The organism is Blautia sp. AF19-1, assembly GCF_003479155.1.
Classification (GTDB): Bacteria; Bacillota; Clostridia; order Lachnospirales; family Lachnospiraceae; genus Fusicatenibacter; species Fusicatenibacter saccharivorans.
Window position 1 is genome coordinate 123165 of record NZ_QUGQ01000003.1, and the last position, 12686, is coordinate 135850.

Annotated in this window: 11 protein-coding genes; 1 reads left to right on the plus strand and 10 read right to left on the minus strand. The window is 52.9% G+C overall.

The features are described from left to right. Positions 1–28: 28 nt before the first annotated feature. The 3 genes from lepA to gpr form a co-directional block, all read right to left on the minus strand. Positions 29–1843: a translation elongation factor 4 gene (gene lepA / locus DWX26_RS02735; RefSeq protein ID WP_022462217.1), complete on the minus strand. Its 1815-nt coding sequence runs from the start codon at positions 1841–1843 to the stop codon at positions 29–31. 111 nt (positions 1844–1954) lie between these two features. Beyond that, positions 1955–3361: a stage II sporulation protein P gene (locus tag DWX26_RS02740; protein WP_243030489.1), complete on the minus strand. Its 1407-nt coding sequence runs from the start codon at positions 3359–3361 to the stop codon at positions 1955–1957. Between the two features lie 23 nt (positions 3362–3384). Beyond that, entirely contained in the window at positions 3385–4272 is an 888-nt protein-coding gene (gene gpr / locus DWX26_RS02745; RefSeq protein ID WP_055218620.1) for a GPR endopeptidase, read from the minus strand. Positions 4273–4453: 181 nt separating this feature from the next. Between gpr and rpsT the strand changes: the two genes are divergently transcribed. Then, positions 4454–4717: a 30S ribosomal protein S20 gene (gene rpsT / locus DWX26_RS02750; RefSeq protein WP_022462214.1), complete on the plus strand. Its 264-nt coding sequence runs from the start codon at positions 4454–4456 to the stop codon at positions 4715–4717. A 169-nt stretch (positions 4718–4886) separates the two neighbouring features. Here rpsT and holA read toward each other — a convergent pair whose 3' ends face one another. The 7 genes from holA to DWX26_RS02785 all read right to left on the minus strand — a co-directional run bounded on the left by holA (position 4887) and on the right by DWX26_RS02785 (position 12527). Then, the gene (gene holA, locus DWX26_RS02755; RefSeq protein ID WP_117509509.1) at positions 4887–5870 is read right to left on the minus strand and encodes a DNA polymerase III subunit delta; all 984 of its coding nucleotides are present in this window, start codon (positions 5868–5870) and stop codon (positions 4887–4889) included. A gap of 71 nt (positions 5871–5941) precedes the next feature. Continuing rightward, positions 5942–8215: a DNA internalization-related competence protein ComEC/Rec2 gene (locus DWX26_RS02760; protein WP_118600765.1), complete on the minus strand. Its 2274-nt coding sequence runs from the start codon at positions 8213–8215 to the stop codon at positions 5942–5944. Beyond that, positions 8212–9135, minus strand: coding sequence for a GerMN domain-containing protein (locus DWX26_RS02765; protein ID WP_055227346.1), 924 nt, complete (start codon positions 9133–9135; stop codon positions 8212–8214). Before DWX26_RS02765 ends, DWX26_RS02760 begins: the two co-directional genes overlap by 4 nt. A gap of 12 nt (positions 9136–9147) precedes the next feature. Continuing rightward, positions 9148–10626, minus strand: coding sequence for a sensor histidine kinase (locus DWX26_RS02770; RefSeq protein WP_022462210.1), 1479 nt, complete (start codon positions 10624–10626; stop codon positions 9148–9150). Then, positions 10571–11260 (minus strand): response regulator transcription factor, encoded by a 690-nt coding sequence (locus DWX26_RS02775; protein WP_022462209.1) that lies wholly within the window; start codon positions 11258–11260, stop codon positions 10571–10573. The genes DWX26_RS02770 and DWX26_RS02775 overlap by 56 nt, the downstream gene beginning before the upstream one ends. 17 nt (positions 11261–11277) lie before the next feature. Further along, positions 11278–11982, minus strand: coding sequence for a helix-hairpin-helix domain-containing protein (locus DWX26_RS02780; protein ID WP_118600767.1), 705 nt, complete (start codon positions 11980–11982; stop codon positions 11278–11280). 113 nt (positions 11983–12095) lie between these two features. After that, positions 12096–12527 (minus strand): DMT family transporter, encoded by a 432-nt coding sequence (locus tag DWX26_RS02785; protein WP_118595125.1) that lies wholly within the window; start codon positions 12525–12527, stop codon positions 12096–12098. Between the last annotated feature and the right edge of the window lie 159 nt (positions 12528–12686).

The following is a 12686-nucleotide window of genomic DNA, read 5'->3' on the forward strand; positions in this document are numbered from 1 at the left end:
GCCGACAGGCCGGTCTCATTTTTATTTCTTAATTTTCATCCAGTTTCAGTACGCTCATAAAGGCTTTCTGCGGAATCTCCACGTTTCCTACCTGGCGCATCCGCTTCTTACCTTCCTTCTGCTTCTCCAGCAGCTTCTTCTTTCGGGAAATATCGCCGCCGTAGCACTTGGCGAGGACGTCTTTGCGCATCGCGCGGACGGTTTCTCTGGCGATAATCTTCGATCCGACAGCCGCCTGGATCGGGATTTCGAAGAGCTGCCGCGGAATCTCTTCTTTGAGCTTCTCGCACATCTTTCTTCCGCGCTCGTAGGCAGATCCCTCGAATACGATGAAGGACAGCGCATCCACTTCTTCTTTATTGACGAGGATATCGAGTTTTACAAGCTCGCTTCTCTCATAGCCGAGCAGCTCGTAGTCGAATGACGCGTAACCTTTGGAGCGGGATTTTAAAGCATCAAAGAAATCGTAGATAATCTCATTCAGCGGGAGATGGTAATGAAGCATCGCACGCGTCGTCTCCATGTATTCCATTCCCTGATACTGGCCTCGTCTCTGCTGGCAGAGCTCCATGATCGGTCCGATGTAGTCGGTCGTCACCATAATCTCTGCTTTTACCAGCGGCTCTTCCATATAATCAATCTCGGACGGGTCCGGCAGATTCGACGGGTTGGTCAGGTCAATGACGGTTCCGTCGGTTTTGTGAACCTTATAGATAACGCTCGGTGCGGTCGTCACGAGATCCAGATTGTACTCACGCTCCAGGCGCTCCTGAATAATTTCCAGGTGAAGCAGTCCAAGGAAACCGCAGCGGAAGCCAAAGCCCAGTGCTGCCGATGTCTCCGGCTCGTAGAAGAGGGATGCATCGTTTAACTGCAGTTTTTCCAGCGCGTCGCGCAGATCGCCGTACTGTGCGCCGTCGGCCGGGTACATGCCGCAGTATACCATCGGGTTGACTTTTTTGTAGCCCGGCAGTGCTTCTGCACACGGACGGTCGGCATCGGTTACGGTATCACCCACGCGGGTGTCGCGCACGTTTTTGATGCTGGCGGTGATATAGCCTACCATTCCGGCGGAGAGCTCGTCGCACGGGATCAGACGGCCTGCGCCGAAGTAGCCGACCTCGACAACTTCCTCGACAGCGCCTGTCGCCATCATGCGGATTCTCGTTCCTTTTTTCACGCTTCCTTCCATCACACGGCAGGAAATGATGACGCCGCGGTATGCATCGTAGACGGAGTCGAAAATCAGTGCTTTTAACGGTTCCGTCGGATCACCTTCCGGTGCCGGAATTTTCTGTACGATCTGTTCGAGCACCTCGTCCACGTTCAGGCCGGTTTTTGCGGAAATCCGCGGAGCATCCTGCGCTTCCAGTCCGATGACATCCTCGATCTCTGCAATTACACGGTCCGGCTCGGCGCTTGGAAGGTCTACTTTGTTGATGACCGGGAACACATCCAGGTCATGGTCAAGGGCGAGGTAGACGTTGGCAAGGGTCTGCGCCTCGATACCCTGCGATGCATCGACAACGAGCAGCGCGCCGTCGCATGCGGCAAGGCTTCGGGAAACCTCATAGTTGAAGTCAACATGGCCCGGGGTGTCAATCATGTTTAAAATGTACTCCTCGCCGTCGGCCGCTTTGTATACGGTACGGACTGCCTGTGCCTTGATCGTGATGCCGCGCTCACGCTCCAGATCCATATTGTCCAGCACCTGATCCTGCATCTCACGCTCGGTCAAAAGGCCTGTTTTCTGAATAATACGGTCCGCAAGGGTTGATTTTCCATGGTCGATATGGGCAATAATACAAAAATTACGAATTTTACTCTGATCTATTCCTGACAAGTTTTTTCCTCCTGCTTTTTCCCTACGATACCAGATTGCTCCATATTTCGTACTCCCGCAATCTGTCTATTTTGTATGATACGAAATTCCACTCAAAAAAGCAAGATAAATTTATCCGCCTGATGCCGGACTTTTGCCCGACAGAACCTTATGCAGGATATCCGCAAACGGCCCCATTGCATTTTTCACCTCCTCGACCGTATTCGTCTGCGCACCAACCTCGAGAAGAACAGATCTCGGGCGGAGATGGAGGTTGTAGCGGTAGCCTTTTAAATAGATACAGCGCGAAAAGCCGGGATAATACTGTTTTGCCTCATACTCCATCTGAAAGGAAAATGCAAGGTTTTCCGCCTGATACGGATTGGGCAGGCTTGTCAGTTCGCCGCTTTCTTTCGTGCGGGAAAGGCCGTTGAAAAACATGATCTGCGCGGTCGGCTTTCCGTTGATTTCTGTCACAAGACGTTTTGAACCATTGACCCCGTCCCGGTGCAGGTCGATCACGACCTGAATGGACGGGTGTTCTTCCAGCGCCGCTGCGATGACCGGCTCCGCGTAGTTGTAGGCGCGGCTCCGCTCGAGACAGCCTTCTTTCATGTCAAATGCCTCTGTAATATGAAGCACTTCGTATCCGTACTGCTTTTCCAGAAGCTCCTGCAGATCATCACCGAGGCCGATTACCGTGTCCGCTCTTTCTCCCGGACGGGAATCGGCGAAGGTTTCCTGCGAATGGGTATGATAGATCAGAATCTGCGGGCCTTCGGCATTTTCCGGCAGGGTCAGGTCTTTTCCGAGCAGGGTGCTGCCGTCGATCTCGCCCGGCAGGACCGAAGTGTTGGGATCGACAACGAAGAAGCGGTTCAGGAGCGCCTGCGGGTCAGCAAGAAGGTCAGGTGAAATTGTCTCCTGAATCGTGTCGGCCTCCGGGTAGAGAATCTCACGCGGTGCGCCGCCGGTTTCGATGGTCTCCTCCGGGACAGACTGCGGCGCTTCGGGTTCTGCCGTTGATGCCGACTCTCCGGCTGCCGGTTCTGTGATTCCTGTTTCCGTCTGCTCCGGCTCCGTGATTTCCATTCCATCTTTTTGAGTTTCATCTTTTTGAGTTCCATCCTTTTGATCTTCCTCAGTTCCCTGCTCCTTCGATTCTGTCTGCCCTCTTTCTGCTCCCGGTCCCGGAAACGAATCCTGCTTCGCCGTATCCGTTTCCGCTGCTTCTGTCCCGGCAGACAGCGTATTTTCTGCCGTGCTTCCCTCCCGAAGCGCCGGTATCTGATCCCGCACTGCCGCGAGGAGATTTTCCATCCATCCCCTTCCGTCCTCTTTTCCGTCATAAAAAAGAAGCGGCATCATCACATCCACGGATAACTGCTCCGCCTGTGCTGCCGCCCGCTGCAGCAGAACTTTCCCCTCTAAGAAATGATTTTTCCGGAGAACCGCTGCACTGCGGAACAGCAGTATACTGCAGGACAGGAAAAGACATCCCCATCCGAACCATCGTCCATTTCGCCTGGCATTCCACATATTATCACCATATTCATGATATGTTACAGTTCCCCGGAAAATGCCTGATTCATACCTGCCGCAAGAACTCCGGCCAGGCGGCGGACCATCTCGTCGATCTCTTTTGTCGTCACGTAAAGGCTTTCGAGCGCCGGTGAAATGACTTCTCCCAGAAATTCATCCATCTCGGACTCCTCCAGCGATTCCAGAACGCCTGCGACGGCATCGTGGACGATCGTTCCTGCCCCTACAACGGTCGGCACACCGATTCCGATGACCGGCACTCCGAGCGTCTCCTGATTTAAGGCATTGCGGTGGTTTCCGACGCCCGAGCCCGGCCAGATTCCGGTGTCGGCAAGCTGGATCGTACAGTTCAGCCGGTGAATACTGCATGCGGCAAGGGCATCCACGGCGAGAATCACATCTGGATGGGTCTGTTCTGCCGTTCCGCGCAGGATTTCCACTGCCTCCATGCCCGTCTGTGCCATAACGCCGGGAGCAAGGGCACTCACTTCCCGGCCCTTCTTTCCGTAGGTGCGCACCAGATGGCGCGTAACGTTAAGCTGCTCCACCGTCTCCGGCCCGAGCGCATCCGGCGTGATGCCGCGGTTGCCGAGGCCGGCCACAAGAACGGATCCGCACGCTTCCGGCACCATTTCCATCAGACAGTGGGAAAACTCCTCCGCCGCTTTCCGGCTCTCCTCCTCGTCTGCCGTCAAAAGCAGCGGCGCTTCGATCGTCACATACGTCCCTTTCGGCTTTCCCATCATTTTTGCACCCTGCTCCGATGTGATTTTCACAATGGTTGTCTGAATTTCCGCCTTTCTTTTCTTCTTCTCAATCTCGACCCCGGAGATCTCCACATGGTCCCTCTCAAATTTTTCCTGATTCTCCATCGCCAGGTCTGTCCGCATCCTATACTTTCCTATCATACTTTTCTCCTTCTCCTGTATTTTTGTTGTAGTTTTTGCAATTTTTCCAAAAATATGTATTGACAAACCATGCGAAATATTATAGGATAATAAAGCATGTTTCAGTGGAGCGCCCGTGTCTGTTCCATTGAATAACATCCCTTAAATCACATTAATTTTAAAAATATTGGAGGTGTACAGTTTGGCTAACATTAAATCCGCAAAGAAAAGAATCCTGGTAAATCAGACAAAGGCAGACCGCAACAAAGCAATCCGTTCTGCAGTTAAGACTTCTATGAAAAAAGTAGATGCTGCTGTTGCTGCAAACGATAAAGAGGCTGCTGCTGCTGCATTAGTAAATGCGATCTCTACCATCGACAAGGCTGCTTCTAAAGGCGTTTATCATAAAAACAACGCTGCCAGAAAAGTATCCAATCTGAGCAAAGCTGTAAACTCAATCGCATAATAAAGATATAAACCAAAGAGAACTTAGTCATACCGTCATGTGGCTGGGTTCTTTTTTTATGCTTACCAAAAGAGTGCGCCGCGACAGATCTTTTGATAAACACAGAACAAGGCGTACCGGTACAGGAAAACTGGCCGATACGCCTTGTTCTTTTTAGAAAACTCTGCTCTTACGCCGCCCTGCTGTATTTCGTAATCAGCAGCTCCACGCTCAGCAGATCGGAAATTTTTCCCGTCTTCACGTCCTCTTCCATCTGCACGCAGTCATTGACCGCCGCTTTTAATTCCTCCGCCGCATACTGGCGCGACATGGGAATATAGTTCCGCACAACGAAGCTCTGCAGTCCCGTCCGTTTTGCGATCGTCGCCTGATCGCAATGCTCTGCCAGCAGCTCTTTGACCTGCAGCAGCAGATTGAACTGGCGTGCCAGCAGAAAGAGAATCCGCATCGGCGGCTCCTTTAAAGCCAGCAGATCCTGATACAGATCGAGCGCTTTCCGCTGCTTCTTCTCCGTTACCGCGCGGATCATCTCGAAAATCCGGTTCGTAATCTGCGTTGTGCAGACTGCCTCGATATCCGCCCGCGTGATCACATCTCTTCCCATCGTATAGCTGAGCAGTTTTTCCAGCTCCTGCGAGATATTTCCCATATCCGCGCCCGTCTTTTCCAGAAAATCTTCCATATCCTGGCGCGTGATCTTTTTTCCCTCTTTTTTCATCATGCCGAGTACCCAGGTCATCAGCGTCTTTTCGTCCTGACGAGCAAATTCCACTGCTCTTCCCTGCTTCTGCACCGCCTTGTACATACGGTTCCGCTTATCGACTTCCTCCTCCACGAAGATCAGCACCAGATAATCCGGCAGGGATCCCATGTAGTCTGCCAGCGCGTCGGCTTTGTTTTTGAAAAATCCTGTATTTTCCAGCAGAATCACACGGCGGTCCGCAAAAAACGGCATCGTCTCCGCAAGGTCAATCACTTTGGGAATCTCGGTTCCTTTTCCCTCAAAGCGGGAGAAATTCATCGTGTCGTCCTCCGGCAGCAGTGCGTTTTTCAGCTTGTTTTTATACTGATGCTTCAGATAGGCTTCTTCTCCGTAGAGCAGGTAGGCCTGCTTAAAATTCTGCGTTTTGATATCTTCTAAAATGCTTTTCATTCCATCCTCTTTCTTTCGTTCCGGCAGAAGCACGTTTGCGCAGTGCCGCAGCAGCCGGAGCTTTTGACCATTCAGGAGACGGGAAATTCCACATCCGACCGGTATCCGTGAACCGCCAGGCGGTCACGCTTCAGCTGTACTGTCACGGCTCCATCCACCGGTGTTCCGTAGATATGGCTTTTGCAGGCACGAAGCCGCTCCAGCAGCTCCCGGTGCGGATGGCCGTACCGTCCCGGCCACGCGCAGGAAATCAGGCTGATCTGCGGCTGTATGCGGTTCAGAAATGCCTCGCTCGTTGAATTTCTCGAGCCGTGGTGCGCCACCTTTAAAATCTGGCACCGCTCTGCCGCCCCCAGGACCTCTTCTTCTCCGCTTCCCTCCAGATCTCCCGTCAGAAGTGCGCGGCAGGCACCGCAGGAAAGCTGTAATACAACACTTCCGGCGTTTTCCTCTCCCGTATAGTCTTCGCCCGCTCCCGGATGAAGTACCGATACGGTGAGTTCTCCTGCACGGATCTCGTCTCCCTTTTTTAGATATTCTACCATAATTCCCGCTTTTTGTGCGGCTAAAATAAAAGGATTTTCTTTTTCGCTTCCTTTCATCCACACAGGCAGGAACAGATGGCGGATGCGAAGCGCCGTTTTCTGCTCCCCGATCAGCTCCAGCAGTTCGAGGATTCCGTTCGTGTGATCTGCGTCCGGGTGCGTGACAACAACGGCATCAAGAGCGGCAATGCCGCGCTGTTTCAGATATGGGAGAATCCTTTTTTCCCCGATCGCAGACGCACTGCTGCTCCCGCCGTCATTCAGCATCACAAAACGGCCGCTCTCCACCACCAGCGAATCGCCCTGGCCGACGTCCAGCGCTGTAATGGAAAACGTTTCCCGGGGACGGTAAAAAAGCAGAACACAGGCAAAAAACATGGTAATACCAAAGAGCATCCGCTCCCGCCTTCGTGCCTGCGCACCTTTTCGTTTTGCCCCATCCGGATTCATCTCCCGTTTTCGTTTTCGCACATACAGTATCACCAGCAGACCGGTCAGAATGATTCCATATCCTGCCATCTGCCATTTTTCCGGCTGACCGCAGATCCACACATTTCCCGGAATCTGTGCGACCGCCGCTGTCATCTGCCGCAGAAGTGTGAGCAGGAACCGCGTCGGAAGCAGAACAACACTTCCCGCTTTCACGCTTGCCAGTCCCGCCAGAAGCCCCGCAGCACCCGTCAGCAGCACCGCCGTCATGACAGCTCCTGCAAACAGATTCGGCAGAAACGCAAAGAGCGGAATCTCATAAAAATACCACGCCTGCAGCGGGATCATGACAAGCTGCAGGGAAAGGTACACCATCGCAGCCTCTTTTCCTTTCGCCGCAAGCTTTTCCAGCCCCGTTTTTTCCCCGCGTCTCTTCCGTTCCGCCTTCTCCCCCGCCAGAACCGGATAAACCCCGGAAATGGCTGTTACTGCTCCAAACGAAAGCCAGAACCCGCTCTGCTCCAGATACGAGGGGTTTTCTGCCAGCATCAGAATTGCCGCAAGAGAGAGCGCACTTAAGGAATCATACGTCCTTCCCACTGCGACAGCTCCCATCCGCACCGCAAACATCACCACTGCACGCACGGTCGCCGTTCCGCTGCCGGTAAACATGCCATACAGCACCATACCGGCGGCCGCTGCCAGAGACGCGGAAGTTTTCGGCAGATGCAGCGCCATCAGCAGCCGTCGGAGTGCCATGCCGAGCAGCATCAGATGCATGCCGGAAACGGAAATCAGGTGCAGCAGACCGCTCTGCTGATACGCCAGATACGTCTCCTCCGTGAGTTCCGACCGTTCCCCGAGCAGCATCGCAGAAAGCACACCTGCCTCCTCCTCCGGCATCATTTCTTTTAAAACGGCACAGCACCGCTCCCGCTCCAGCCGGAGCGCTTCGCCGAGATTCCACCGCCCGGCATCCACAACTTCCTCCCGTTCCGAAATCACGTAGAACGCACAGCCTTTTCCCTCATAATATGTTTTCTCATCAAACATCCCCGGATTGCGCGGGCTTTCCGGCTTTTTTACAGTTCCGTACACCCGCACAGCGGCTCCGACCGGCAGATCTCCCCGCTTTGCGAGCAGATAAATTTTCCCTTTGCTTCCCTCCCCACGCAGCACATACCCGTTGTTGCTGCTCTTTTTCTCATACGTTTCAATTGTCCCTGCAATCCACACCTTCCTGCCCTGCTGCGCTTTGTTTTCGTATTTGGGGTCAGAAAAAGGCGTGCCAAGAGGCACGCCCGCAATCCGCAGCAGCACAAGCACCAGCATGAATCCAAGACACGCCAGGCACATGGGCCGTTTTCTCATGTATCTTTTTCCTCCAGATAAGACAGGTCTTCCTCGTAGAACTGATTGAGTTTCATCGTTTCACGGAAGGTTACATCGCTCTCTCCGTTGATGGAAAACTGCACCTTATCCACCTTACAGTTCGCCGTGATGGAATCCACCACCGCGTAAATCGGAATCTGCTCCGCCACACTCGAAAGCGCAGAATCCTTAAAAGATTTGTCAAAATTCACATAGGCAATCCGATCGGATGTCGTGACACTTAAGACATTCATCGTATCCGGCAGCACTGCATAGTGGCCGTCTTCTTTCGGTCCCTTCATCAGCTGCTCCACCACGACACGTTCCAGCGGAATGTTCGTGCTGTACGGCACCCGCCGCGTCTCTTTCACAAGATGATCGCCTGCTTCATTTGCAAAATACAGTGTCAGCGTCGCATACTGATACTGATAAATTTCCCTTCCGGAATTTTCCAGAAAGCTGTCCGCCGTCATCGTTCCGATCTCGCGTCCTTTGGAATCCTTTAACGGATCCCCGTCAATCAGAAGCGTCACGCGCTCCACCTCCGGAACCTGCACAAAGGTACGCACCAGTCCTGCACGCACCAAAACCTCCTGCGGCCGCGCAAGCTCTCCGTACTCTCCACTTAAGTTCAGCGTAAGGAGCCCGTTCTCCAGCGTATACGTCTTGATGGAAATCCCATTGGAAAGAAGTGCCTGGTTTCCGTCCTTGGCAGGTTTCTCCTGCAGCGCGTCAACCAGCTCCTTGATCAGTTTCTGATCCGTTCCTTCTTTTGGTTCATACGGCTCCTGCACCAGTGTTGTGCCGGTTTTGTCCAGGCAGTACAGGTGATACGCCGACTCCTTCTGGCTCTTCTGCCACTGCCCGCAGCCGCTAAGAAGCAGCACGCCGGCCAGCAGTACGCCAAGTATCCGTTTCATGTGCGCCACCTCCTACATCACGTAATTCAGAGGAATCCGCACGGAAAATGTCGTTCCCTCGTTTTCTTTGCTGTATACACGGATCGCTCCCCGGTGCATGACAATCGCGCTCCGCGCAATCGCAAGGCCAAGGCCGGTTCCGCCGATTTCCCGCGAGTGGGACTTGTCCACGCGGTAGAAACGCTCGAAGATATGCGCAATCGACTCCTCCGGGATGCCGATGCCGGAGTCTGCCACCGTCACGTAGAAATATTTGTGATCCGCATTTAAGGATACACGCACCCATCCATTCTCGTTGTTGTATTTGATGCCGTTTTCGATCAGGTTCGAGAACGCCAGCGAGAGCTTCGTCGCATCCACCTCCGCATTGACCGGGCGGAAGCTGTCGAGAATGAGCTCCACATTTTTCTGTGCGGCAATCGGATGAAGCCGCTTCAGCAGCTGCTCTAACAGCTCGTTGATATTGACCTGGGTGATATTGAGGTCTGCCACCTTTTTATCCATCTTGACCAGCGACAAAAGGTCGGTAATAATCTGGTTTTCGCGGTCGATCTCCGAGGTAATATCCTGCATGAACTCCTGATAAAGTTCCACCGGAACGCCCTCCTGCCCGTTCAGCGAATCCGCCAGAACCTTCATGGACGCAAGCGGCGTCTTTAACTCATGCGAGACGTTCGAAACAAATTCCTGGCGGGAATCGTCGAGCGTACGGACGCGGGTCAGCATCTTGTTGAATGCGTCCGTGATCAGCTCTGTCTCGAGGTAATCCGGAACAGAAATGCTTTCGTCGAGATAGCCGTCGGTGATGTCCTCGATGGAACGGGTGACCTTCTGGAACGGCTTCATCAGAATGCCCGCGAGCAGATAGCCAAAAACCAGCACGAGAAGCGCAATGATCGAAAGAATCGTCATTCCCTTCGTCTCCAGAATTTTCATATTCGCACGGATCTCATCCGTCGAAATGCTGACGAGCATAACGCCGAGCGTCTCCTTCGTCTCGGTATTCTGAATCCGCACCGTCATTTCCAGATAGCTGTTTTTCCGGTCGTACTGGCTCGTCTCCTTGCCCTGAAAGCTCTGGATGACCTCCTGCGAGATAATCGTCTTTCCGCGGTCCATATCGTACGTATCTTTGATGACGCGGAAATCCTGATCGATAATCAGGATTCTGCCGCCGTAAATATTCGTCAGCATACTGAGCTGTCCGTTGATGACATCCGATCCAGGATCTTCCATGTAATTCTGCTGGATGAGCTGGTTGCAGATAATATCGCACTGATTTTTTACGGTAATGCTGCGCACCGATACCGCACGGTCCTCATAGCTGTTTACGATGCTCTTCTCAAGGATCACACACGGTACAATGCCGATGATCACAAGAATCACCGTGATGCGGAAGCGCAGACTCCGCAGAAACTTCCATTTTTCTTTGTTTTTAAGCCTGGAAATAGTAACCAACTCCCCACTTTGTGTGAACGTACTTCGGTTCACTTGGATTTTTCTCAATCTTTTCGCGCAGACGGCGGATATGTACATCTACGGTGCGCACGTCGCCCGGGTACTCATAGCCCCAGACAATGTTCAGCAGGTTCTCTCTGCTGTACACCTTGTTCGGATTGAAGACGAGAAGCTCGAGCACATCGAACTCCTTCGCAGTCAGATTGATCTCGCGGTCTCCGATGAAGACTCTTCTGCTCTCGCAGTCGATCCGCAGGTCTTTCACCTGTACGACTTTTGCTTTCTCTTCTTTTGGCTCCTGGCGGGCCGCACGGCGCATGATGGCCTTGATGCGTGCTTTTACTTCCAGAATGTTGAACGGCTTTGTGATGTAATCATCTGCGCCGTATTCCAGTCCCAGGATTTTGTCCATGTCCTCGCCCTTTGCGGTCAGCATAACGATCGGAACGTTGGAAAATTCACGGATCTGCTGGCAGACGGACAATCCGTCCAGCTTTGGCAGCATCAGATCCAGAAGGATCATATCGTATTCTTTTTCTTTTGCCATGGAGAGTGCTTCCTCGCCGTCGTATGCGCAGTCAACCTCCATGCCGTCCTGCTCCAGGCTGAAGCGGATTCCTTTTACGATCAGTTTTTCATCATCAACTACAAGAACTTTCTTTGCCATTTCTTCTCCTTCTTGTTCTAAACCTCGATAGAACCCCTTATCTTTTCAAACATCTTTTCCTTGATGCCCTCAATGTTCATAATCTCCTCAATCGAACCAAACGGGCCGTTTGCTTCGCGGTAGGCGATGATGGCATCCGCACGGCTCTCTCCGATGCCGGAGAGTGTCATCAGTTCTTCTTTTCCGGCCGTGTTCAGGTTGACTTTGCCGGAACCGGAAGCCTGCTCCGTGCCGCCCGTATTCTGCTGCGGCGTTTCCGTGATTTCCATGTTTTCTGCCTCCTCGCGCGTCCAGACGGTGATCTGCTCTCCGTCTTCGATTTTCCGTGCAAGATTGAGGATTTTTTCTTCAGCATCCGGCAGAAATCCGCCTGCCGCTTCCACAGCCTGCACTACGCGGCTTCCGCCCGGCAGCGTGTAGACACCGGGGGAAGCGACCGCACCGCAGATATAAACCTGCACCGTTTCTTCCGGTGCTGCCTCCTGTGCCTCACGTTTTTCCGGAATGCCTGTGGTTTCTCCGGCGCTTTTTTCGGAAACCGTCTGCTCCTCATCCACTTCCTTCTGATTCCCGAAAACGGTTTCCGTCGTGCTCCCGCCTGTGCTATCTGACAGTTTGTATTCTGTATCCCTGTGGTTGCATCCGCAGAGCAAAAAAACCAGCATCGCCGCCAGTATTTTTGCATGTTTTCTGCCTCTGTCCTGCTGTTTTTTCAATTTCATGCTGTGTACTCCCTTCCGCTTCGCATCTGACGCGCAAGGGTCCCTTGTGTACGCATAACTACGTTTCTATTGTATCGAAGAAACCATAAAAATACAAGTAGAAATCTTAATCGTTATTCCCACTGAAACACTACAATTCCCACAACGGCGATCGCCATGCCGATCAGTTTTCGCACGGTGAAATCCGTTTTTTCCATACCGAAAAGGCCGAACAGTTCAATCAGCCACGCCGCTGCGAGCTGGGAAATGACGATCAGCATCGCCGCCTTCGCCGGGCCGAGCCCTGCCATACTCCAGATAACCGTGATCGTGATAAACGCGCCAATTGCCCCGCCGAGCAGCAGATACCACGGCTTTACGCGGAACAGATCCCCGATGGGCTCCCTCCCGGTGATGCACCATGCCGCAAGACAGACGGCAAACGCACTGATCTGCACCCAGCCGGCCGCCAGCCATGTACTCGTCTGTTTCGTCACCTCTGTGTTGAAAACGCCCTGAATACTCATCAGTGCGCCGGAAAGCAGCGCTGTTAAAATTCCCGCCATTGATTTTTCCTCCTGCTGTTTTTTTATGTACTCTCGGAGTCTTTCTGCGCTTGATTTTACGAGAAGATTTTTTGTCAGCTGCACCCAATTTCTGAGGCGTACGCGGTGCGTACGTTGATGAAATTTGGGTGCAGCTGGCGGAAAATCGGCCGTAAAAGC

Excerpts from the sequence above, each read along its gene's own strand:
- DWX26_RS02780 (WP_118600767.1), bottom strand. The coding sequence starts at position 11,982 with ATGAAATTGAAAAAACAGCAGGACAGAGGCAGAAAACATGCAAAAATA.
- DWX26_RS02740 (WP_243030489.1), bottom strand. The coding sequence starts at position 3,361 with ATGTGGAATGCCAGGCGAAATGGACGATGGTTCGGATGGGGATGTCTT.
- holA (WP_117509509.1), bottom strand. The coding sequence starts at position 5,870 with ATGAAAAGCATTTTAGAAGATATCAAAACGCAGAATTTTAAGCAGGCC.
- gpr (WP_055218620.1), bottom strand. The coding sequence starts at position 4,272 with ATGATAGGAAAGTATAGGATGCGGACAGACCTGGCGATGGAGAATCAG.
- DWX26_RS02760 (WP_118600765.1), bottom strand. The coding sequence starts at position 8,215 with ATGAGAAAACGGCCCATGTGCCTGGCGTGTCTTGGATTCATGCTGGTG.
- DWX26_RS02765 (WP_055227346.1), bottom strand. The coding sequence starts at position 9,135 with ATGAAACGGATACTTGGCGTACTGCTGGCCGGCGTGCTGCTTCTTAGC.
- DWX26_RS02775 (WP_022462209.1), bottom strand. The coding sequence starts at position 11,260 with ATGGCAAAGAAAGTTCTTGTAGTTGATGATGAAAAACTGATCGTAAAA.
- DWX26_RS02785 (WP_118595125.1), bottom strand. The coding sequence starts at position 12,527 with ATGGCGGGAATTTTAACAGCGCTGCTTTCCGGCGCACTGATGAGTATT.